The sequence below is a fragment of the Methylobacterium sp. Leaf112 genome (genome assembly GCF_001423295.1).
Taxonomy (GTDB): Bacteria; Pseudomonadota; Alphaproteobacteria; order Rhizobiales; family Beijerinckiaceae; genus Methylobacterium.
In genome coordinates, this window is record NZ_LMNG01000031.1 from 335,508 (window position 1) to 358,123 (window position 22,616).

Sequence of the window (22,616 nt, forward strand, 5' to 3'; positions counted from 1 at the left end):
CGTTTGCCGCCCCCGCACGGACCGGGCAAAACCGGAAAGACGCCTCCGGCGATTGCGCAAGCATTAACCTTTGGCGCCGGGGGCCTTCGACCGCTTCCGCGATGCGGCGCCGCCCGAAGACGCCAGAATGCCTTGGCGGCCCCGCGAATCACCCCCGAAATGCCGCCGATCCGCGTCCGAGGGCCGGTTCGTAGGGCCGCCCGATCCCTAAACGGCGGCCTTGCGGCCTTTGGCGACGACGGGCGCGGGCGGCCGGCGAGCGAGGACGTCGCGCAGGAAGCGCCCGGTATGGCTCTTCTTCGATTGGGCGATCTGCTCGGGCGTCCCCTCGGCCACGACCACGCCGCCGCCGTCGCCGCCCTCGGGGCCCATGTCGATGACCCAGTCGGCGGTCTTGATGACTTCGAGGTTGTGCTCGATCACCACCACGGTGTTGCCCTGGTCGACGAGCTCGTGGAGAACCTCCATGAGCTTGGCGACGTCGTGGAAGTGCAACCCGGTGGTCGGCTCGTCGAGGATGTAGAGGGTCCGGCCGGTGGCCCGCTTCGACAGCTCCTTCGACAGCTTCACCCGCTGGGCCTCGCCGCCCGACAGGGTGGTGGCCTGCTGGCCGACCTTGACGTAGCCGAGCCCGACGCGGGCCAGGGTCTCCATCTTCTCCCGGATGGTCGGCACCGCCTTGAACAGGTCGGCGGCCTCCTCGACGGTCATGTCGAGGACGTCCGCGATGGAGCGGTCGCGGTACTTCACCTCCAGGGTCTCGCGGTCGTAGCGGCGACCCTTGCACACGTCGCAGGTGACGTAGACGTCGGGCAGGAAGTGCATCTCGATCTTGATGACGCCGTCGCCGGAGCAGGCCTCGCAGCGCCCGCCCTTGACGTTGAAGGAGAAGCGCCCGGCCTGGTAGCCCCGCGCCTTGGCCTCGGGCAGGCCGGCGAACCAGTCGCGGATCGGCGTGAACGCGCCCGTGTACGTGGCCGGGTTCGAGCGCGGGGTCCGCCCGATGGGCGACTGGTCGATGTCGATGACCTTGTCGAGGTTCTCCAGGCCGTCGAGGCGCTCGAACGGGGCCGGGTGCTCGTGCGCGCCGTTCAAGGTCTTCGCCACAGACTTGTAGAGCGTATCGATGATGAGGGTCGACTTGCCGCCGCCCGAGACCCCCGAGACGCAGGTGAAGGTGCCGAGCGGGATATCCACCGAGACGTTCTTGAGGTTGTTGCCCCGCGCGCCCACGAGGCTGAGCTTGCCCTTCTTCGGCTTCCTCCGGGCGGTGGGCACCCGCACGCTCATCTCGCCGGTGAGGTACTTGGCGGTCAGCGAGGCGGGGTTCTTCAGCACCTCCGCGGGCGTGCCCTGCGCGATGATCCGCCCGCCATGGATGCCGGCCCCGGGGCCGACATCCACCACGTAATCGGCCTGCAGGATCGCGTCCTCGTCGTGCTCGACGACGATGACCGAGTTGCCGAGATCGCGCAGGCGCTTGAGGGTGCCGAGCAGACGCTCGTTGTCGCGCTGGTGCAGGCCGATGGAGGGCTCGTCCAGCACGTAGAGCACGCCCGTCAGCCCGGAGCCGATCTGGGAGGCGAGCCGGATGCGCTGGCTCTCGCCGCCCGACAGGGAGCCCGAGCCCCGCCCCAGGGTGAGGTAGTCGAGGCCGACATCGATGAGGAAGGTGAGCCGGTCGCGGATCTCCTTGAGGATGCGGAAGGCGATCTCGTTCTGCTTGTCCGTGAGTTTTTCCGGGAGGTCGGAGAACCACTTGTGCGCGTCGCGCACGGAGAGCGACGTGATCGCGCCGATGTCCTCCATGGCGATCTTCACGCACAGCGCCTCGATCTTGAGGCGCTTGCCGGTGCAGGTGGCGCACGGCGTGGCGCTCATGAACCGGGCGATCTCCTCGCGGGCGGTGTCGCTCTCCGTCTCCTTGTAGCGCCGCTCCAGGTTCGGAATCACGCCCTCGAACGGCTTGTTGACCTCGTAGGCGCGCATGCCGTCGTCGTAGGCGAAGCGCACGGAGTCCCGGCCGGTGCCCTGCAGGATCACAGTGCGCGCCGTCTCGGGCAGCTCGGCCCACGGCACGGTGGTCTTGAACTTGTAGTGCCGGGCCAGGGCATCCAGGGTCTGGCCGTAATAGGGCGAGGTCGATTTCGCCCACGGGCCGACGGCGCCGCGCTTGAGGCTGAGCTTGGCGTCCGAGATCACGAGTTCGGGGTCGATGCGCATCTCGTGGCCGATGCCGCCGCAGGTGGGGCAGGCGCCGAACGGGTTGTTGAACGAGAACAGCCGCGGCTCGATCTCCGCGATGGTGAAGCCCGAGACGGGGCAGGCGAACCGCGACGAGAAGGTGATGGGCTCGCGCGCGGCCTCGCCCTCGGGGGTGTCGGCGAATTCGATCAGCGCGATGCCGTCGGCGAGATCGAGGGCGGTCTCGAAGGAATCGGCGAGGCGCGCGGCGATGTCGGCCCGCACGACGATGCGGTCCACCACCACGTCGATGTCGTGCTTCACCTTCTTGTCGAGGGCCGGCACGTCGTCGATGGCGCAGTACTCGCCGTCGACGCGCAGGCGCTGAAACCCCTTCTTCTGGAACTCGGCGATCTCCTTGCGGTACTCGCCCTTGCGGCCGCGCACCACGGGCGCGAGCAGGTAGAGCCGGCTCTTCTCCGGCAGGGCGAGCACCCGGTCGACCATCTGGCTCACGGTCTGGCTCTCGATGGGCAGGCCGGTGGCGGGCGAGTACGGAATGCCGACCCGCGCCCACAGCAGACGCATGTAATCGTAGATCTCGGTGACGGTGCCGACGGTGGAGCGCGGGTTCTTCGAAGTGGTCTTCTGTTCGATGGAGATCGCCGGCGAGAGCCCGTCGATCTGGTCGACGTCGGGCTTGCCCATCATTTCGAGGAACTGGCGGGCATAGGCCGAGAGCGACTCGACGTAGCGGCGCTGGCCCTCGGCGTAGATGGTGTCGAAGGCGAGCGACGACTTGCCCGAGCCCGACAGCCCGGTGAACACCACGAGCCGGTCGCGCGGGATCGTCAGGTCGATGTTCTTGAGGTTGTGCTCACGCGCGCCGCGCACGGAAATCACGCGGGCGTCCCGGGCGCCGTCGAACAGCTTCTCGATGTCGGCCTCGACCTTCTCGACTTCCGCTTGCCGGGCGGCGGCTCTGGCTTTGGCTTTGGCCATGGAATCTCTTCACGCTTCGGGTCGGTTCGACAGGCTTCGCATCCGCCGGCCACCCGCATGTCGGGCGTCGGGTGTCCAAGACAAGGTGCCGCCACCGGCCGTGCAAGTCCGGCCGGTGGCGGGCTGGACGGGCAGAAACGCCGACCGACATCGGCTTCCACGATATCATTCGGAACAAACTGAGTACACGGACGATGTGGGGCATCAACGCCTGCGATCGCGACGGGCGTATCGGATCGCGGCGTCGCTACGGCCGCCGCGCTCGTCGGGTCCGGCCGGACGGATCGTCACCTGAGGCGGATCGTATCCCCCAGCAACGATCGAGGAGGGCCTCCGTTGACTGCCCGTGCGCCGCCTCCTGCGGCCCGGGTGCGACGCCCCGCCCGGCTCGATCCCCACGCTTCGCTCGCCCTCGTTTGGAGACCCGCATGAGCATCGCCTCGGCCCTCGGTCTGACCTCCGGCAAAAAGGTCCGCTACGCCTTCGTCGCTCTTGGTGACATCACCCAGGAAGCCATGCTGCCCGGCGTTGCCCACACGGGCAATTCCGAGGTGGTGGCCTTCGTCACCGGCGACCCCGAAAAGGCGTCCGGCGTCGGCAAGCAGTACGGCGTCACCGCTTCCTACACGTACGACCAGTTCGACGAACTCCTCGCCTCTGGGACCATCGACGCGATCTACCTCGCGACGCCGAACTGGCGCCATGCGGAGTTTGCGATCCCGGCCCTCAAAGCCGGTATCCATGTGCTCGCCGAGAAGCCCCTGGAAGTGTCGACGGAGAAGTGCCGCGCGATCCTCAACGTCGCCGAGACCTCGCCGGCCAAGCTGATGGTGGCGTACCGCCTGCATTTCGAGCCCGCCACCCTGGCGACCATCGATCTCATCCGCTCCGGCAAGCTCGGCGACCTCCTTACCTTCTCCTCGACCTTCACCCAGATGGTCTCGCCGGAGAACCACCGGGCCCGGAACGGCGTCGAGGCCGGCCCGATCTTCGACATGGGGCCGTATCCCGTGAACGCCGCCCGCTACGTCTTCGGCGACGAGCCGACGGAGGTGGTCTCGGCGGTGGGCGTCCGGCACCCGGATGCGGGCATGGGCGATTTCGATGACACCGTGGCGGTCACCCTGCGCTTTCCCGGCAACCGCCTCGCACAATTCGTCCTGTCCTATTACGGCAACACCCTCGACACCTACGCGGTTGTCGGCACGAAGGGCAGCGTCGAGGTCAATCCCGCCTACATGTACGGCAAGCCCCTGGAACACACCGTGACCCTGGGCGAATCGAAGAGCCACGCAAGCTTCAAGAACACCGACCATTTCGGCGGGGAGCTGAAGTACTTCTCCGACTGCATCCTCGAGGATCGCGAGCCGGAGCCGGACGGCGAGGAGGGCTACGCCGACGTGCGCGTGCTGGAGGGCATCGTCCAGGCCCTGAAGACCGGCGGCCCCGTGGCCCTCGAACCGTTCACCCGCACCAAGCGCATCGATACGAAGGCACAGGAAGAGACCTTGCGCGCCCAGAAATCACCGGCGCTCGTCAACACCTCGAACCCGGGCAAGGGCAAGGACAAAGTCCCGAAGAACTGACCGCCCCCGCCGGACCCCGACGATGACTCTGGAACGCGATTCGACCATGCACGAGGGAACGAGCGGCGACCCGGACCGCGCGGATAAATCAGGGCGGAGTTCCGGCGCTGAGGTTCCGATCCAGGACTACGCCGCCCTCGGCGACGGCCGGTCCGTGGTCCTCGTGGCGCCGGACGGGACCGTCGCGTGGTGGTGCGTGCCCGAGATGGACTCGCCGCCGCTGTTCGACAGCCTGCTCGACCCGGAGGCCGGGGGCTACTTCCAGATCACTCCCGAGGGCGCGACCCGCGTCGCGCGGCATTACCGCCAGGACAGCAACGTACTGGAGACGGTGTTCGCCTCCGACACGGGCCGGGCGCGGCTCACCGAGTCGCTCAACAGTTCCACGGCCGGACGCCTGCCCTGGTGCGAGCTCGCCCGCCGCATCGAGGTGCTCTCAGGCACGATGACCTTCCGCATCCGCGCGGTGTTCGGCACCCGCGGCGACACCGCCTCGCCGTGGCTGCAGCCGACCCCCAACGGCTGCGTGTTCCATGTCGGCCCGGTCCTCGGCCTGTTCCGGTGCAGCGACAACGTCACGATCACCGAGGAGGCGGACCGCACCATCGCGGCGACCGTGACCCTGACGGCGGGCGAGCGCGCCACGGTGGCGCTGCTCGCCGGCGAGGACGAGCCCCTGGGCGTGCCGGCGATGGACGAGATCGACCGGCGCATCGACATCAGCGACGGTGCCTGGCGGGCCTGGGCCGAGAGCCTGCGCTACGCGGGTCCGTACCGCGACGCGGTCCGGCGCAGCGCGCTCGCGCTCAAGCTGCTGCTGTACTCGCCGAGCGGCGCCATCGCGGCGGCGGCCACCACCTCGCTGCCCGAGCGCATCGGCGGCCCGAAGAACTACGATTACCGCTACGCCTGGATCCGCGATGCCGGCTACGCGGTGAACGCCTTCCTGCGGGTGGGCGCGATGCCGGAGGCCAAGGCGGCGTTCTCGTGGCTGATGAACCGCCTCGATCGGCACGGCCCGCAGGTTCTCTACACCCTGTGCGGAGATGTCGGCCCCGAGGAACAGACCCTCGACCTGCCCGGCTATCGCGGCTCCCGTCCGGTACGGGTCGGCAACGGCGCCGCGCTCCAGCACCAGCACGGGATCTACGGCGACATCTTCGAGACGGCGGCCCTGTTCGTCGCCGACGGCAACATCCTCGACCAGCGCAGCGCCATGGTTCTGTCCGGGCTCGCCGACCAGAGCGCCGATCGCTGGCGGCAGAAGGATGCGGGCATCTGGGAACTGCACGAGCCGCAGCACTACACCATGTCGAAGATCAGCGCCTGGCAGGGGCTGGCGCGCGCCGTCGAGCTCGCCGAGGCCGGGCACCTCCCCTCGACCTGCGTGCCGCGCTGGAAGCGCGAGCGCGACCGCATCGCCGCCTGGGTCGAGGCGCATTGCTGGTCGGAGACGCGGGGCGCCTACACGTTCTATCCCGGAACCGAGCGCCTCGACGCCTCCATCGCCCTGGCCGTGCGCTTCGGCTTCGACGGGCGCGACCGGCTGTCGACCACCCTCGACGCCGTGCGGGCCGAACTCGGGCATGGCCCGTTCCTCTACCGCTACTCCGGGGCGGAGCGGGAGGAGGGGGCGTTCCTCGCGTGCTCGTTCTGGGTGGCGGAGGCCCTGGCCGAACTCGGGCGCCAGGACGAGGCCGAAGTCGCCTTCGCGGCCGTCCTGGGGGCCCTGCCGCCCGGCGTCGGCATCCTGAGTGAGATGGTCGACCCGGTGACGGGGGACGGCCTCGGCAACACGCCCCAGGGCCTGAGCCATCTCGCGCTGATCCACGCCGCTTGCACCCTCGGGGGCGACCGGGCGGACCCGGTCCGGTTCCGCCTGTGAGGCATCCGGATGCAGGACAAATTCACTTAGACATAGGTTAAATCAGGCAAGAAAGGCTTTATCGATCCGCGGCGTCGAACAACGCAGCAATCAAAACACGTTGGAGGAGGCCGTTTATTGCCCGGAACGTTCGCGGACCGGTGCGGTTGATGGAGGAAACCAAGGGAGATTCCTCATGTCGGCACCCAGCAGCTTGAAAGACGTCTATCTCGACGAATTGAAGGACAGCTGGTCGGCGAACGACCAGATGGTCCGTGTCGTCCAGCAGCTCAGCCAGAAGGCCAGCGACGGGACGCTGAAGCAGATGCTGGACGGGTCGGTCGACGGCATCAACAAGCACACGGGCATTCTCAAAGCGCTCATCGAGCAATGCGGCGGAACCGTCGAGCCCGAGCATTGCAAGGGCATGGAGGGTCTGGTCAGCGAGGCGCGCAAGCACGCCGGCGAGGAGGCGCCGCAGGACGGCAAGCTGCGCGATATCGTGATCATCGCGCAGTATCAGCGCATGGCCCATTACGGCCTCGCTGGTTTCGGGTCCGCCGCCGCCTACGCCAAGGCGCTGGGCAAGTCCGACGACGAGGCCAAGCTCAAGCAGGCCGTTTCGGAGATCTACAAGGGCGACGCCTTCGCGAGCCACCTTGCCGAGAGCTTGCAGGGGGTCGCGACCGCCTGACGATCACCGTCGCGGTCGCCGGGGTCCTACGTCACGAATGGGGTCGGGCCCGGCGCCCGGCCCTTCCGGCGCCCGGCCCTTCCGGCGTTCAGCCCCTGCCGTGTCGGTCACAGGCGAAAGCCGGGAACACACCCGAGCGTCGCGGCTTGGTCTCTGCATTTCAGCGGGAGAGAGCACCATGAGCCCAGGCGAGACCCACGACGCGTCCGAGACGAAGTCGGACCAGACGCAGCCCACCCCCCAGCAGCCCCCCAAGGGCGAGCCGCATCCGGCGATCCCGCAGGAGGACGATCCGGAGATCGAGAAGACCGAAGAACAGCCGAGCTGACGCCCCCCGCCCGAGAGACGAGGCAGAGTTCATGAACAGTGCACCGGACGGTTCGGTGATCCGGCGTGAATCACCGCGCCCGGATCTTCTGGCTTTCGAGATCAAGGACCGGATCACAAAGCCGGATATCGAGTGGATGTCGGCCGTCACCGACGAGGCCATGAAGAGCCTCGACACCATCGACATGCTGATCGTGATGTCGAACTACGAGGGCTCCGACCTCGGCGCGACCTTCGACGGCTACGCGGCGAGCGTGAAGGCGCGCTCGCTGGCGCACATCCGGCGCTACGTCGTCGTGGGTGCGCCGGCCTTCGCAAAGGCGATGATCGACCTGTCAGGCTTCGTCATGCCGGTGGAGACGAAAACCTTCGATCTCGCGGACGAGGGGGCGGCTTGGGCCTGGCTCGCGAACGCGCCGACGACCAAGGCTTAGACGCTGCCCCTCAGACCCGTCCGGTGCGCGTCGGACCGCGCATCGGATGGGATTTTAGCGAGCGGCGGTCGCCTCGGCATCCGCCACGATCTGAATGGTGCGCGCGGCGTTGAGGGGCTTTGCCACGACCACGAGGTTCGGCGTGGTGGTGAGGTCGCTGACACGACGCACCTTCTGGGTGTCGCGGGCCTGCTCGCGGAAGAGCGGCGGGGTCAGGTACGTCGCCTCGCCGGCAACGGCGGCGCCCGACACGAAAGCGGCCGACACGAGGGTGGCGAGGGTGAGGGCGGTCATGGCGCGCATGGGAAAATCTCCGTTTGAGCAGCTCGATGCCGCCCGATGGAGTGATTAGACCACGCTTTTGTGCGGTGCGGTATGCTGTTTTTGCAGCGCACTATAGCGCCGAGCCGGGTTCGCGGATCAACTATAGCGCCGATCCTATATTGCAGAGCACAGGAGAGATTGGCTTGAGCCATGCTCCCCGCGCATTCCCCAGGGTTTCGTTAATTTTCAATGCAAAAATAACTTGGTCGAGGCGAAAGTTTTTCTTCTCAGAGGCGGCAAATCCCAGACTCCGGTAACCCGATCGGCATTTTCGGGCCGGTCGACCGGACCGACGGGTCGGGCCACTGGCACGCGTCTCCACCATCGCCGGTCGCGGCGACGTCTGCCCCGGGAGGCACGCTGCGATGGTCCGATCGGCCACGCTCGGTCCGCACGGCCCCGTGGGTGGTCCTCCTCGGACCTTGGCCGCACGCCATCCGCGAGTCGCGGGCCATCCCCACCCGCACGGCTACCAAGGTTCATCACTGAAACCGCACCGCACGCAATCATGTAGCGAGTCAAATCCGTGGATCACAACCAAAACGAAGCATCGGTTCGCAGTATTGTTCGCCTCGACGTGCGATGAAGTTTGCATCAATTAGGATTAAAAATTAGGCATTTCATCGTGCGCAAACACGACGTTTACATTCGTAATGCAGTCAGAGCGGGATTTCTTCTCCTGGGTTGCTCCGATGCTCGGTTCCGTTCTCTCGTCCCTCCGCGGCCGAATTCTCCTCGTCGCCCTGGCGCCGTGCCTCGCCTTCGCCGTGGTGGCGAGCATTGCGCTCTCCGGGCGAATCGAAGAGCGCGGCCGCATGGTCGAGGTGGAGCGCCTTCTCGGCCTCGCGGGTCATGCCGGCGGTTTCGTGCACGAGGCCCAGCGCGAACGCGGCGCCTCCAGCCTGTATCTCGGATCGAAGGGTACCCGGTTCCGCGCCGAACTCGACACCCAGCGCGGCCGAACGGATGCAAGCCGCGAGCGTCTCATGACGAGCTACGGCTCGATGGAGACGGGCGCCGCCGGCGGACTCGCCCCAAGGGGCAGAACCCTCGCCACCGCCCTTGAGGGTCTCGCCGCGCACCGTCAGGCGGTGGACACCCTCGCCCGCAGCCCGGCCCAGAACCTCGCGGCCTACACCGATCTCATCGGCAAGGCCCTCGACCTCGTTCGGGACATGTCCCAGGTCGCGGACGACGCCGCCCTGAGCGCACGGGTCTCGGCCTACTCGTCGTTCCTGTCCCTGAAGGAGCTCGCCGGCCAGGAGCGCGCGACCGGGGCCGCCATCATCGGCAGCGGCCAGCTCGATCTGCCGGGGTTCTCAAGGCTGACGGCCCTCGGCGCCGGTCAGGCGATCCACGAATCCCTGTTCCGCCTCGCCGCCGATCGCGCGCAGGCCGAACTCCTCGACGCCGTCGCCACGAGCCCGGCGGCCCGGGAGGTCGAGCGCCAGCGGGCGATCGTCCTGGCGACGATCCCGGGCCAACCCCTCGGCATCACCGATGCACCGGGCTGGTTCACCGCCGCGACGCAGCGCATCGACGCGCTCAAGGGGATCGAGGATCGACTCGTCGACGATCTCGGGCGCGCCGCGGCAGCGGCACGTTCGGGCGTGGAGCGTAGCGCCGTCCTGTGGTTGAGCGCCAGCTTGGCGACCCTCGCCCTGTCCTGCCTCGTCGCCTTCGGCTTCGGCACCGCCATCGCCCGTCCGCTCACCCGGATCGCCGATGCCCTGTCGGCCATCGGGCGCGGCGCGGATGCCGGCCCGCTTCCCACGAAAGGCCCCCGCGAGGTCATGGCCATCGCTCGCGCGGCCGCCGAGTTCCGCGACAGCCTGAGCGAGGGCCGGCGCATCCGTGCGGAGTCCGAGCAGCTGACGCACGCTTCGGCGACCGAGCGGCGCCAGGCGATGCTCGCCCTCGCCGACGGGTTCGAGGCGCGGGCCGGCGGCATCGTCGAAGCGGTCTCGGCGGCCTCGGCCCAGCTCGAAGCCGCGGCCTACGCCCTGTCACAGGCCGCCAACGACACCTCGACCTTGAGCGGCGCCGTCGCCAGCACCTCGCGGAATGCGGCGCTCAGCGCCGATACGGTGGCGGCGGCGACGGAGGAACTCAGCGCCTCCGTGCGCGAGATCGGCACTCGCGTCGAGACTTCCGCCACGGTGGCGGCCCAGGCCGAGCGCGACACCGCCCGCATGGGCGAGGACGTGCGCCGCCTCGCGGCGGCGGCCGGCAGCATCGGCGAGATCGTCGGGCTCATCTCCAGCATCGCCGGCCAGACCAACCTGCTCGCCCTCAACGCCACCATCGAGGCCGCGCGGGCCGGCGACGCCGGCCGAGGTTTCGCGGTAGTCGCCGCCGAGGTGAAGGAACTCGCCAACCAGACCACCCGGGCGACCGAGGAGATCGCCGCCAAGGTCCAGGAGATCACCGCCTCCACCTCGGCGTCCGTCGAGACCATCGGGGGCATCGCCACGGTGATCCAACGCCTCAGCACCCTGTCGCAGGACATCGCCGCGGCGGTCCAGCAGCAGGACGCGGCCACCCAGGAGATCGCCCGCACAACAATCCTCACCTCTGACGGCACCCGCCAGGTCTCGACCCACATCGCCGGCGTCAGCGAGGCGGCGGAGTCCGCCCGCTCGGGCTCGGACCAGGTGCTGACCGCCGCCAGCGACCTCGCCCGCCAGGCCACGAGCCTGCGCGCCGAGGTCGACGGGTTCCTCGCCACCGTGCGGGCGGCGTGAACCGAACGGGAACGATACGCTTTCCGCTTGATCAGTTCGGCAGGGTGGTGAAACGCGGGTCCCCTCTCCTGGAAGGAGAGGGAGCACCGACGCGACCGTTCGATCCGAGATGACCAACCGGAGGCGGTATGAGACCCCGTGCCGAGAATTGGCTGCTCGGGAGCTCTCGATCGACGTCCCGATCCTTCGATACCCCAGATCGGGGGCCTTCGGCACGTCGAGGGCCGAGACCCAGGATCGATCCGGGTCTCAGGTCCGCGTCAAGGGGCCTGGAAGACTTCTTCGACCCATCCTGTGCGGAGCCAGGCCGGCATGCGGGCGTGGCAGCGGAACCCACGGTCGCGGGCGAGGTCCGCGACGACATTCTGGCGGTGGTCGCCGTTCTGGACGGCGGATTCCTGATTGATGCTGAGGAACAGGCCGCCGGGGCGGATACGGTCGAGGTAGCGTCCGGCATCCGCCGGCGCCATCTCGGGCATGCTGTCGATGTTGATCACCACATCCCAATCGGCAAACCGGTCTGCGCCTCCCGCGTAGGCGTTCACCAGGGCGATACCGGGCTCGCTTCGGTGGCCGAAGCCGACCACGTCCGCTCCGAACGCGGTGGCGAGCAGGATGTATTGCGGCACGAGGACCGGCGGCAGGTCGATGATGGCGAACCGCTCGCAGCCCATCCGCCGGGCGTAATAGGCAAGGTGGCCGGAGCCGCCACCGATCTCGAGGAGTGCAGGGGACCGAATCCCGAAATCGCGGGCGATCCGGTGGGCGCGCAAAGCCCCATAGATCCCGTCGAAGTGCCGATCGGAAAACGTGCCCTTGGCGAGTTGGACGCCGAACAGTTCGCCGGCCTGGCGGGGCGGGGTCAGGTCGCTCCCGATCCGATCCTCGATGGCTGCGAACAGGGCATCGAGTCCGTCGAGGACGAACTGCGTCTGGCCGTGCTCACGGCTCTGGACCCGCCCGGCACCGACGGCCTCCGAGAGGCGTACGAGCCGATCGAGGATGATCCGTCCGACATGGAGGCGCGCCGCCGGATTGGACGTGAGGGATTCGTGGACCATGTGGCCCTGGAGGAAACCATGGGTCAGGGGCGTCGCGTAGAGCCGTTCCTCCACACGCGCCGCACGCACGGGGTCGTCGCCGGCGAGGTCGGCGAGACTCTCGCCGTAGAGTTCGGCATAGTCGCTCCAGAGCGAGGCATCGAGGCGCGCGGCCGGTGCCAAGCTCCGAACGTACGACCGAAGTCGCGCCTGCGGACCCGGATCGAGGCTGACACCGGTGCCGAATCCGAAGAGCTCGTCGCACAATCCCGTCCAATCGGGACGCCGGGAAAACGGATGCGACACGCGGGGGCTACTCCTGTTGCCCCGTTCTACAACCCCAGAGCAGAACGGCCAAGCCTTGGCGGTCGAGCCTCGGGGGCCACGTCGTGATGGCCGCTCCGATCCGCTCGAGGGGACGGGCTGATCCGAGAGAGGCCGAACCATCTCACAGAGGCCAGGTCACCTTACAAAGGCCAAGTCACCTCATAGAGGCCAAATCATCCGGTCCTCGGCCGCGTGACCGCCGATGCTCAAGGCCGGACGCGTCGCGCCGGGCTGGCGCAGGGGGTGGTCGAGGACGTGGAGGCCGTACATCTGTTCGAGCCAGGGCTCGTCGACGAAGGGCCGCCGGTAGCGAAGGGTGCGTAAGGTATCGATCTTTCGCGATGCCGAGGCGCCCTGGTTGAACTCGTCGATGGCGAGCAATTGCCCGCACCAGCGGTTACGGAACAGGCTGCCGATGCGGGCCGGGCCGCCGATGGTGTCGTCGAAATAGGCCGGCACCACGGGGAGCAGGCAATCGGCCTTCGCCCCCGAGAACAAGGTCAGGCAGTCGACGCTGGAGCGGTAGATGTCGACATCGACGCTGACGAAGCCCACCGGCATCGCAGGCGTCAGCCCCGCGATGAAGCCCGGCAGGGTCTCGGCGATGTCGCCCCACACCATGGTGGCGTGCTCCGACAGCGCCTCGGGGTCGCGGGTCGGGAAGTCGCCCGCCTGCCAAATCTCGGGATGGTCGCGCACATCGACCAGGGACGGCAGGCCCGCTCCGGTGTCGAAGCCGAAGATGGTGAATCGGACGCCCGTCACCGCCGTCACCTTTGCGGCGAGCTCCGACAGGGCGCGCAGGCCTGCGCCCTCGGCGACGCCGAACTCAATGGCCGCCACGTGGTCTATTCCTGAAAAGCGCGCGACATCCGCCGCCGTCAGCAGGCCGAATAGGTAGAACGGCCGCGTCTCGACGTCGTAGCGGGCCCGCTCGCGCAAGTCCGTGGAAACGGCGGCGCGGGCGCGCTCGGCCAGAAGGAACTCCGGATAGCGCCCCGTGAGCGGCGGCAGGGCCTCAGACAGGGGTCGCCTCCTCAAGCTTCTTCCACTGCACCGTGCGGGGCGTGGCATCGCCCTCTTCGGGATGACGGGAGTAGTAGAAGAACGCGAGCGACTTGCGGGTGCGCCCCTCGGGGCAGGCCAGCGGCTCGGGGTGGCCGTGATGCGAGGTCGACAGGGTACTGAACACCGCGAGCCGGTTGAAGTGCGGCATCACCCGGGCCTCGCACTTGGTGGCGTCGCGGTTCCAGAGCTGGAGGTCGCCGCCCCAGGATTCGTCCCAGTCCTTGTTGAGATAGAGGATGGCGTTGAGCTTCCGGTAGAGCCCGAACGGCTCGATCATGTTGAAGTCCGCGTGCACCCGGAGTTTCCCGCCCGGCAGGATCTGGTGCATGCCGCCGCCGTTGAGGCACGGGTCGGAGATGAGGTCCTTCAGGCCCGTCAGCGTCTCCAGGAAGTGCAGGAACGTGTAGGAATTGAACGCGTAGCACATGTTATGGATGAGCGGCGGCGCGCCCTCCATCCGCGAGGCGTGGCGCACCCCGAGCTTCTTCGGCTGATTGACCGTATCGCCCGCCTTCCAGTCGAACCACACCGGATCGTCCACCCCCGGATAGGCGGCGTGGATGCGCTCGGCCACGTCGGCGGGCAGGAAGTCGTCGATCACCACGTGCGGGAATGGGTGCGCGCCGTTGTAGCCGGCGGCGTAATGCGCTGCCTTCTCCTGGAGGAACGCGTCCTCGAACTTGAAGAAGGGCTCGCCCACAGGGGGGAGGGGAGCCGGGGCCGCTCGCTTGAAGAGGTTCAGCATCGACGCGATGTCTCGAAAGGGTGGGGCAAGCGATGTCGGTCCGCGCCGTGGCGGAATCGTGGCGGCTTACAGGAGGGAGGCGATGAGCGCCTTCTGGCGCGGCAGGCAGTGGCCGTGGAGGTCGTAGCGCTCCAGGATGGTGCGGCGCGCCTCCAGCCGGATGGCGTCGTAGTCGCGCGGGCGCTCCAGCACGGCGCGGACCCGCTCGGCCAGGGCGTGGGCATCGTGGAAATCGACGAGCAGGCCGTTGTGGCCGTCGACGATCACCTCCTCCACCGGGGGCGTGCGCGAGCCGATCACCAGGCACTCGGCCGCCATGGCCTCCAGCATCGACCAGGACAGGAAGTACGGGTACGTCAGATAGATGTGCGCCGAACTCACGTAGAGCACGTCGAGGAAGGTGGTGTAGGGCACCCGCCCGAGGAAGTGGACGCGGGTCGCATCGATCTCCAGCTCGGCGAGCAGGCGCTGCCGGTGGGTCTCGCCGTTGGGCAGCGGGTTGCCGTAGGCCGGCTCGTCGGCCCCGATGATCACGAAATGCGCCTTCGGCCGGGTCTTGCACAGCTCGGCGATGGCCCGGATGGCGGTGGGGAAGCCGCGCAGGGGCTCCAACCCGCGCCCCACATAGGTCACCACCTCGTCCGCGCTCGTCAGCACGCGCCCGTCGGGGAGGGTGAGCTTGCCCCGGGCCGGGCGGCGGATCGACACCGTGTCGATCCCGTCGTGGATCACGTTGAGCTTCTTCTGGATCGAGGCCGGATAGCTCGCGTACTGATAGTGCATCGGCGTCAGGCCGGCGTCGCACAGCTCGGCCGACATCACGTTGGCGGTGTTCTTCATCCGGAACACGAACGGCGCGTCGCGGTCCACGGGCTCGGTCGGTTCGAAGTCGGCCAGGGGCTTCGCGCGAAGATACCACTCGAAATAGCCGAGCACCGGCACCTTCGGGTAGAGGTCCTTGACGTAGAGGAGCTCGCCCCAGCCCACGTGGCCGATGATGAGGTCCGGCACCACCTTGAGCTCGGTCTGGAGGTGGAGGAGCGCCTTCGTCACCTTCTGCGCGTAGGTGAAGTGCGCCATCACCGGCAGCTCGTTCTTCACGTCGATCTGGTACTGGACCCGCTTCGTCCCCATCGATTCGCCCTGCCCGGCGGTGATGAAGTAGACGTCGTTCCCCGCCGCCGCCATCGCGGGGGCGAGGTTGCGGAACTGCGCCGGAATGTTCTGATGCACGAAGGCGATCACGGGCTTTTTCGACACGCGCGGAACTTTCAGCGGCTCAACAATCGACGCGCCCTATAGCGCACCGCCACATTCTCGGCCATTGCGCCCTGTAGCGACGGGGACCGAACGAGGGACCGAGGACCGATGCAACACCTGTTTTCGCGTTTCCTCGCGAAACCCGCGGCGAAGTTGGTCCCGGCGGAGGCCCCCGGAGTGGCCCCGCAGGCCGCCGTCGCCCTGCCGCCCCTCAACATCCGGTATTACACCGACTACCCCACCTGCAACCTCGCCTGCTCCTATTGCGTCGCCGGCCACGGCACCACGTTCCAGAAGCCGCCGACCTCGAAGTGGGACCCCGCGCGCTACCGCCGCGTCATGCACAACATCGCCCAGCTGCCCTACGCGGTGAACATCCGCATCGGCGTCGGCGGCGAGTTCTTCGTCTCCAAGGATCTGGTGGACGGCGCCCGCACCCTGTCGCAGAGCCCGAACCTCCACGCCCTCAACCTCATCACCAACCTCACCCTGTCGGTGCCGCAGTTCGAGAAGACTTTTGTCGGCTTCGACGAGGCGAAGATCGCCATGGTGGCGAGCTTCCACCCCGAGCAGATCAAGGACCACGAGGCGTGGTTCGACAAGGCGGCCGAGTTCAACCGCCGCTACGATTTCGCCGTCATCATGGTGGCCTTCCCCGAGGCGCTCGACGTGCTGGCCGACTACAAGGCCCGCCTCAATGCGCGGGGCGTCGACGTGTTCATCCAGCCCTTCGTCGGCCCCCACCAGGAGAAGTGGTACCCGCAGGCGTATTCGGACGCGGAGCGCGCGCAGATCAAGGCGATGATCTACTCGCGGCACGATTACGAATACCTGCTCAACGCCAAGCGCCCCGGCGCCTGCAACGCCGGCTACCGGGCGATCTTCATCGACCCCATGGGCGTCGTCACCCCCTGCGGCATGGGCAAGTACCACGGCTCGCTCGGCAACCTCGCCGAATCACCCGAGATCACCCTGCGCGATGGGCCCGCCCCCTGTCCGTTCTCCTCGTGCCAGTGCGATACGGAGAACGTGAACACCGTCGAGTTCCACACGCACTACGAGAAGAGCGGCGCCAACCAGCACCGCTACCGCTACCGCTTCGAGGACCTCGCGGCCCTCGACGAGCGCTACGACGAGTGGAAAATCCATTACTGAGAAAAAACAAGCCGGCTCATGGGCTTGTTCATTGCCTGAACGTCCCATTCAGGTGGAACTCTGTGATACTTCCACAACACGAATTTGAGGATTTCAGAGGCCTGTGCGGTTAACCCAAAATCCGGTTGCACCGCGCTCGGTTCTCTGAAAAAAGAGCCCAACCTTAAACGGAACACCCCTCTCGAAGGGGTCCCCGCGGTGGGTGTCACGGCACTGGCAAGAATAGCCGGGCTGCGAAGCGAATTTTTGTCTGAGACCCCAGGAGAGCTTTATGGCCACCTTTATTTTCGACGGTTCGTCGAACCAGACCGCGCTCAAGACCGATACCGTAGTCATCTCTGCAAACCCCGCTCTCTTCCGCGGCGTGTCTGAGGTGAACGGCAATTCCGTTTTCACCTACACCAACGGCAACACTCTCACGATCACGGGCACCCCGGTCGCCGAGGGCAACTTCCCGAACGTTTCGCTTGCTAACGGTCTCTTCTCCGTCGCCAGCAGCGCAACGGTCAACCAGAGCGCAGCGAATGCGCTCGTGTTTGCTCCGACCGGCACCGTTGATGTGTCGGCCGGCAGCGTTGCTGGCGGTGTGAAGACGGTCTTCGGCGGCGTTGGCATTTCCGATCCGTCCGATGGCATTGACAACATTGCTATCGGTGGTGCTGGCAGCTTCCTCGTTTACGGCAACGCCGGTGCTGACGTCATCACCCAGAACGGCGCGTTCGATTCCTCGAGCTTCGTCACTGTGTTCGGTGGCAAGAACGCTGTCGGAAACGATTCGATCACGCTGAATGCCGCCGGTAACGCCACCAGTGGCGCTAAGATGGCCATCTATGGCGGTGAGAACACCGACTCTATCAACATCGTGAATGGTGGTACGGGCGCTGTTACGACGATCTTCGGTGGTCAGGGCGCTGCTGATCCCAACGATGGTAACGACAGCATCACCTTCAACGGTGGTGGAACGGTCAACATCTTCGGCAACGCTGGAGACGATAGCATCATCGTTGGTGGCACGACCGGCCTGGCCTCGTCCTCCGTCGCTACCGTCTATGGCGGTCTCGGCAAGGATAGCATCGCTATCAACGTCGCTAACGTCAAAGCAACGGTTTCCGTCTTCGGTGGCGAGAACAACGCCGGCACCAGCAACGAAGATTCGATCACTGTGACCGGCAACACCGGCACCACGGTCATCTACGGCGGCACTGCTGCTGCTGACGCGGCTGATAATGCCGATGTGATCAGCTACACTGGCCAGGGCACTGCGACCATCTACGCCGCTGGTGGCAATGACTCGATCACGCTGAACGGTGGCTTCGGCGTCACCGCTGACTCGACCAGCACCGTTACGCTGTTTGGCGGCAATGGTGATGACACGGTCAACGTGCTCAACACGCAGGCTGCGACTGGCATCACCACCATCACGCTCGGCGCTGGCGCTGACATCGTGAATGTTGGCTTGTCGAACGCTGCCACGACGGCTGCAACCACGGCCGCTGTTCCGGCCGTGACCCAGGTTACGAACGGTGCCGGTGCTGCATTTGAGGTCGACACTGTTGCTTTCAAGGCTCTGATTGCAGGTGATGCAGTCACGGCTGGTGGTCTTACGTTCACCGCAGCGCAAGATCTCACGGCAACACAGGTTGCTACTGCGTTTGCAGGTGTTGCCGCTAACGGTGTTGGTACCGCTTCAACCGCCCAAGGCGCTTATACCGGCACTCTGACTGGGTTCGCCAGCAGCGCTACCACGGCTGGCAATGTCGTCACGTTCACCGGTACGGTTGCTGGTACTACGACCGACATCACCACCTCGGCTGCGCTGGGCAAAAACAGCATCGTCGGTAGCGGCTCGGGAACCATTGTCATCTCCGACTTCCTCGTCGGCGCTGGTAATGACACCCTGAACGTTTCGGACGGCATCACCGGTACGCCGACCAAGTTCACCATCGTCGACGCATCGACCGCTCAGACGCTCGCAAGTGCTCTGAACCTCGCGTCGGCTAACAATGGCGGTCCCACGACTGCTGGTGTTGTGACCGGTATCCTCTACGACAAGAGCGCCTACATCGTTGTCAACAACGACGGCAATGGTACCTTCAATGCGAGCTCTGATCTCGCGATCAAGCTGACCGGCGTGACGGATATCGCCGCGCTCCAGACCGCCACGACCCTGATCTAAAACTCAGATAATTGGCGAATGAGAAGGGCGGCTTAGGCCGCCCTTTTTTTGCATTTCGATTCTTGGTTATTGGGGATATGGCAGACGGCACGCCCTAATTTCGACGCACCAAAAAGCTAATCGCTGCACAAATACCACTCCTTCAAATCTCTCCAAAAGTTTCGTGAGTATACTTCAACTCACGCAGGAACTGGCATGACTGACATTCGCCGCAACCTGCTCGACCAAGCGTTGAGGTCGTCAGTTCGACCCCTTGGTTATGCTTTTCTTTTTAGCTTTTGTATCAACATACTATACTTAGCTTTGCCGCTTTATATGGTTCAACTCTATGGGCGGGTGTTTGCGAGCCAAAGCATCGCGACCCTTCTGATAATGGCTTTTAGCGTAACTGGTGCATTTATAGTTTCTGCTGTTCTTGATCATTATCGTAGCAGCGTTCTGATCCACTTTGGTGTGCTTTTTGACCGCCTTTTGGCTCAGCACGTCTTCGGCGCACTCTTTTCTGGAGAATTAAAAGAGAATACTGGCCAGAGCCAGGCTGTTCGTGACCTCGATGTTTTTCGTCAAACATTGACGGGCAGCGGCATGGCAGTGTTCTTTGACCTACCGTGGATGCCCATATTTATGGGCGCACTATTTATTATAGATCCTTGGGTGGGCTTACTTTGTCTCGTTGGTGGCTTTATCCTGCTGGGCCTTGCAGTCTTACAGGATCGGGTTTCCCGCAGGGCAATCACCCGCGTGAACAGCGCTGCGATTCGAGGCTATCAGTTTACCGACATGGCGCTCCGCAATGCGGAAGTTGTGCGCGCACTTGGAATGCTTCCTGCATTGACCAAGCGTTGGCAAGTTGATCGGCTGACTCTTATTAACGGTCAAGCTCATGCCAGCGAACAGGCTGGTAAGATCGGCGAGCTCATCAAGTTTACCCGCATGCTGATCCAGATCATGGTCTTAGCCCTCGGCGCCTTTCTGGTTCTCAAACAGGTTATTGGGCCCGGCGTTCTTTTTGCAAACATGATCCTGTCTTCGAAGGCGTTAGCACCTTTCGAACGGGTTGCCGGTTCATGGCAGAGCCTTGTCGAGGCCGGACAGATTTACAAGCGCCTTGGTAAACTCATGGATGGGTACGAACCCAATCCTGTCGCGACGGCTATGCCACGCCCCAACGGCTTGATCGAAGTTCAGAATGTCACCTTTCAATTGCCCACCATGAAGGAGCCGGTTCTCAAGAACATTACGTTCTCCCTGAAGGCCGGCGAGGCCCTCGGCATCATCGGCCCCTCGGGCGCCGGCAAGTCGACCCTGACCCGAATGCTCATCGGCATCTGGAAGCCGACGGAGGGGCATGTCCGCCTCGACGGCATGGAGGTCCATGCCTGGGACCGCGCCGCCTTCGGCCGGCATGTGGGTTACCTGCCCCAGGACACGGAGCTGTTCACCGGTACCGTACGCGACAACATCGCCCGGTTCCGCACCGACGTCTCCGACGAGGCCGTGACCCGCGCCGCCCAAGACGCCGGCATCCACGACCTCATCGTCCGCCTGGAGAAGGGCTACGAGAGCGAGCTCGGCGCCAGCGGCACCACGGTGTTCTCCGTCGGCCAGCGCCAGCGCCTCGGCCTCGCCCGGGCGCTGCTCGGCGACCCCAGCCTCGTGGTTCTGGACGAGCCCAACGCCAACCTCGACACCGAGGGCGAGGCCGCGCTCCTCGACGTGCTCGGCGCCCTCAAGGCCCGCGGCGTCACCGTGGTCATCGTCTCCCACCGGGCGTCCGTGTTCCGGCACGTGGACAAGATCCTGTTCGTGCGCGGCGGCGAGGTCCAATCCTTCGGCGACCGCGACGTGATCCTGGGCCAGCTCATGCAGCCCGCCGGCGTCCCCGGCACCGCCGAGACCCGCGCCGCCCCGCCGCCGGCCGTGGCGCAGGGGTAGGGCCGAGACTGCCTCTCCCACCCACCCACCTCATCCTGAGGTGCCGAAGCGCAGCGGAGGCCTCGAAGGAGGGTTCCAGATCGCGCTCCGGGGCCTGGAACCCTCCTTCGAGGCTCGCTGCGCGAGCACCTCAGGATGAGGTCGGGAGTAGGATGCCCAACATCGGCCGCAGAGCGGCCCCACCACACGGTTCAGACCGATCGCCCGAAAAGGCACTCCGATGAAACTCCCCGCCAATCTCGGCCAGACCGTGGGCACCGCCATCGGGCGGATCGTCCCCGTGAAGATGCCGGCCTTCGCCCTGGCGCCGGCCGCCCCCATCCCGCATTCCGCCGACGAGGCGGAGATCCTGCGCGAACTCGAAGCCCGGGTGAAGAAGCCCATCGTCGCCGGCATGGCCGTGGTGGTGGTGTTCGTGCTCGGCACCTTCGTCTGGTCGGCGGTGGCGAGCCTGCACGGCGCCATCGTCACCCCCGGCTACCTCCGGGTCGAATCCAGCCGCAAGACCATCAAGCACCGCGACGGCGGCGTGGTCCGGGAGATCCTGGTCAAAGAGGGCGCCGTGGTGAAGCAGGGCGACGTGCTGATCCGCATGGACGACGCCACGCCGCGCGCCCAGGCCGAGGTGCTGGCGTCGGGCCTCGACGGCCTGCTGGTCCAGCGCGCCCGCCTCTACGCCGAGCGCGACGGGGCCGACAGCATCACCCTGCCGAAGGAGATCGTCGCCCGCGCGTCCGAGCCCGACATCGCCATGATGATCCGCGACCAGGAGAATCTTTTCAAGACCCGCAAGGCCTCGATGGAGAGCCAGTTCGACGTGTTGCGCAAGCGCATGGACCAGTCGCAGACGCGCCTCGCCGGCCTCGACGCCACGATCAAGTCCATCGAGAGCCAGTCCGCCCTGATCCAGGACGAACTCGTGGGCGTGCAGTCGTTGTACGAAAAAGCCCTGGTGCCGAAGGCCCGGGTGCGCCAGCTCGAGCGCTCGGCCGCCGAACTCGTCGGCAACCGCGGCGCCCAGATCTCCGAGGTCGCCCGCACCAAGGAACTGATGTCCGAATCCGAGTTCCAGATCGCCAGCATGCGCCAGACCCGCTACGCCGAGGTGGCCGAAGCGCTCCGCGACGTCCAGGCCAAGATCAACGACACGCTGCCCCGCCTCCACGCCGCCCGCGAGACCCTCGACATGGTCGAGGTCCGCGCCCCCGACGACGGCTACGTGCTGAACCTGACCCAGTTCACCAAGAACGGCGTCGTCACCCCCGGCGAGCGCCTCATGGACCTCGTGCCGACCGACGCCCCCCTGGTGGTGGAAGCCAAGCTCAAGCCCGATGAGGCCTACGAGGTCACCCAAGGCATGAAGGCGCACATCCAGCTCGCCACCTACGAGGCGCGCCAGCTGCCGCCGATCCCCGCCACGGTCACCAAGGTCTCGGCCGACCGCCAGCAGGACCAGCGCACCGGCGAGCCGTACTTCACCGTGGAACTCTCCATCGAGCCCGAGGCCCTCAAGGACCTCGTCAAGCACATTCGCCTCTACCCCGGCATGTCGGCCACCGCGATGATCGGCACCGGCGAGCGCACGGTCCTCGACTACGTCACCAGCCCGGTCCGCGATTCGCTGAAGGGCGCCCTCAAGGAGCGCTAGGCGTTCCGCCCTGGCGCAAGGCACCATTCCGACTTTCGCGGTTCGTCGAAGGTTTATCGGTGCGAGACCGCCTCGGGTGATTTCCGTCCGCTACAACTTTAGG

At 66.2% G+C, this 22,616-nt stretch carries 16 protein-coding genes; 10 read left to right on the top strand and 6 right to left on the bottom strand.

What is annotated here, in order from left to right:
- Positions 1–207: 207 nt before the first annotated feature.
- Entirely contained in the window at positions 208–3,186 is a 2,979-nt protein-coding gene (gene uvrA / locus ASF52_RS17390; protein WP_056174621.1) for an excinuclease ABC subunit UvrA, read from the bottom strand.
- Positions 3,187–3,614: 428 nt separating this feature from the next.
- On the opposite strand from uvrA, the gene ASF52_RS17395 reads away from it, so the two are divergent.
- The 5 genes from ASF52_RS17395 (at position 3,615) to ASF52_RS17410 (ending at position 8,091) form a co-directional block, all read left to right on the top strand.
- The gene (locus ASF52_RS17395; protein WP_056174622.1) at positions 3,615–4,772 is read left to right on the top strand and encodes a Gfo/Idh/MocA family protein; all 1,158 of its coding nucleotides are present in this window, start codon (positions 3,615–3,617) and stop codon (positions 4,770–4,772) included.
- A 22-nt stretch (positions 4,773–4,794) separates the two neighbouring features.
- On the top strand, positions 4,795–6,657 hold the full coding sequence (locus tag ASF52_RS17400) for a glycoside hydrolase family 15 protein (RefSeq protein ID WP_082515368.1): 1,863 nt from the start codon (positions 4,795–4,797) through the stop codon (positions 6,655–6,657).
- Between the two features lie 175 nt (positions 6,658–6,832).
- Positions 6,833–7,330 carry a YciE/YciF ferroxidase family protein gene (locus ASF52_RS17405; protein ID WP_056174624.1) on the top strand — a complete coding sequence of 166 codons (498 nt, stop codon included), beginning with the start codon at positions 6,833–6,835 and terminating at the stop codon, positions 7,328–7,330.
- A gap of 178 nt (positions 7,331–7,508) precedes the next feature.
- Complete coding sequence (locus tag ASF52_RS22720) at positions 7,509–7,658, top strand: hypothetical protein (RefSeq protein ID WP_156368854.1); 150 nt, start codon at positions 7,509–7,511, stop codon at positions 7,656–7,658.
- 31 nt (positions 7,659–7,689) lie between these two features.
- On the top strand, positions 7,690–8,091 hold the full coding sequence (locus ASF52_RS17410) for an STAS/SEC14 domain-containing protein (RefSeq protein WP_056174626.1): 402 nt from the start codon (positions 7,690–7,692) through the stop codon (positions 8,089–8,091).
- Positions 8,092–8,145: 54 nt separating this feature from the next.
- Here the strand turns inward: ASF52_RS17410 and ASF52_RS17415 are convergent, their stop codons facing one another.
- Positions 8,146–8,394, bottom strand: coding sequence for a hypothetical protein (locus ASF52_RS17415; protein ID WP_056174627.1), 249 nt, complete (start codon positions 8,392–8,394; stop codon positions 8,146–8,148).
- 713 nt (positions 8,395–9,107) lie between these two features.
- Between ASF52_RS17415 and ASF52_RS17420 the strand changes: the two genes are divergently transcribed.
- Positions 9,108–11,159, top strand: a complete 2,052-nt coding sequence (locus ASF52_RS17420) for a methyl-accepting chemotaxis protein (RefSeq protein ID WP_056174628.1) — start codon at positions 9,108–9,110, stop codon at positions 11,157–11,159.
- Positions 11,160–11,419: 260 nt separating this feature from the next.
- Here ASF52_RS17420 and ASF52_RS17425 read toward each other — a convergent pair whose 3' ends face one another.
- From ASF52_RS17425 to ASF52_RS17440, 4 genes are all read right to left on the bottom strand, one after another.
- Positions 11,420–12,382 (bottom strand): hypothetical protein, encoded by a 963-nt coding sequence (locus tag ASF52_RS17425; protein ID WP_156630193.1) that lies wholly within the window; start codon positions 12,380–12,382, stop codon positions 11,420–11,422.
- A 303-nt stretch (positions 12,383–12,685) separates the two neighbouring features.
- Positions 12,686–13,567, bottom strand: a complete 882-nt coding sequence (locus tag ASF52_RS17430; protein WP_056174630.1) for a hypothetical protein — start codon at positions 13,565–13,567, stop codon at positions 12,686–12,688.
- Positions 13,545–14,339, bottom strand: a complete 795-nt coding sequence (locus ASF52_RS17435; RefSeq protein WP_056174632.1) for a 2OG-Fe(II) oxygenase — start codon at positions 14,337–14,339, stop codon at positions 13,545–13,547. Before ASF52_RS17435 ends, ASF52_RS17430 begins: the two co-directional genes overlap by 23 nt.
- Positions 14,340–14,405: 66 nt before the next feature.
- Complete coding sequence (locus ASF52_RS17440) at positions 14,406–15,599, bottom strand: glycosyltransferase (protein ID WP_156630195.1); 1,194 nt, start codon at positions 15,597–15,599, stop codon at positions 14,406–14,408.
- A 177-nt stretch (positions 15,600–15,776) separates the two neighbouring features.
- Between ASF52_RS17440 and ASF52_RS17445 the strand changes: the two genes are divergently transcribed.
- The 4 genes from ASF52_RS17445 to ASF52_RS17460 all read left to right on the top strand — a co-directional run bounded on the left by ASF52_RS17445 (position 15,777) and on the right by ASF52_RS17460 (position 22,513).
- Positions 15,777–16,754 carry a hypothetical protein gene (locus ASF52_RS17445; protein ID WP_156630197.1) on the top strand — a complete coding sequence of 326 codons (978 nt, stop codon included), beginning with the start codon at positions 15,777–15,779 and terminating at the stop codon, positions 16,752–16,754.
- A gap of 271 nt (positions 16,755–17,025) precedes the next feature.
- Complete coding sequence (locus ASF52_RS17450) at positions 17,026–18,930, top strand: beta strand repeat-containing protein (protein ID WP_056174637.1); 1,905 nt, start codon at positions 17,026–17,028, stop codon at positions 18,928–18,930.
- Positions 18,931–19,125: 195 nt separating this feature from the next.
- Complete coding sequence (locus tag ASF52_RS17455) at positions 19,126–20,865, top strand: type I secretion system permease/ATPase (RefSeq protein ID WP_056174639.1); 1,740 nt, start codon at positions 19,126–19,128, stop codon at positions 20,863–20,865.
- 220 nt (positions 20,866–21,085) lie between these two features.
- Positions 21,086–22,513, top strand: coding sequence for an HlyD family type I secretion periplasmic adaptor subunit (locus ASF52_RS17460; RefSeq protein ID WP_056174641.1), 1,428 nt, complete (start codon positions 21,086–21,088; stop codon positions 22,511–22,513).
- Positions 22,514–22,616 lie beyond the last annotated feature (103 nt).

Excerpts from the sequence above, each read along its gene's own strand:
- uvrA (WP_056174621.1), bottom strand. The coding sequence starts at position 3,186 with ATGGCCAAAGCCAAAGCCAGAGCCGCCGCCCGGCAAGCGGAAGTCGAG.
- ASF52_RS17395 (WP_056174622.1), top strand. The coding sequence starts at position 3,615 with ATGAGCATCGCCTCGGCCCTCGGTCTGACCTCCGGCAAAAAGGTCCGC.
- ASF52_RS17400 (WP_082515368.1), top strand. The coding sequence starts at position 4,795 with ATGACTCTGGAACGCGATTCGACCATGCACGAGGGAACGAGCGGCGAC.
- ASF52_RS17405 (WP_056174624.1), top strand. The coding sequence starts at position 6,833 with ATGTCGGCACCCAGCAGCTTGAAAGACGTCTATCTCGACGAATTGAAG.
- ASF52_RS22720 (WP_156368854.1), top strand. The coding sequence starts at position 7,509 with ATGAGCCCAGGCGAGACCCACGACGCGTCCGAGACGAAGTCGGACCAG.
- ASF52_RS17410 (WP_056174626.1), top strand. The coding sequence starts at position 7,690 with ATGAACAGTGCACCGGACGGTTCGGTGATCCGGCGTGAATCACCGCGC.
- ASF52_RS17415 (WP_056174627.1), bottom strand. The coding sequence starts at position 8,394 with ATGCGCGCCATGACCGCCCTCACCCTCGCCACCCTCGTGTCGGCCGCT.
- ASF52_RS17420 (WP_056174628.1), top strand. The coding sequence starts at position 9,108 with ATGCTCGGTTCCGTTCTCTCGTCCCTCCGCGGCCGAATTCTCCTCGTC.
- ASF52_RS17435 (WP_056174632.1), bottom strand. The coding sequence starts at position 14,339 with ATGCTGAACCTCTTCAAGCGAGCGGCCCCGGCTCCCCTCCCCCCTGTG.
- ASF52_RS17450 (WP_056174637.1), top strand. The coding sequence starts at position 17,026 with ATGGCCACCTTTATTTTCGACGGTTCGTCGAACCAGACCGCGCTCAAG.
- ASF52_RS17455 (WP_056174639.1), top strand. The coding sequence starts at position 19,126 with ATGACTGACATTCGCCGCAACCTGCTCGACCAAGCGTTGAGGTCGTCA.
- ASF52_RS17460 (WP_056174641.1), top strand. The coding sequence starts at position 21,086 with ATGAAACTCCCCGCCAATCTCGGCCAGACCGTGGGCACCGCCATCGGG.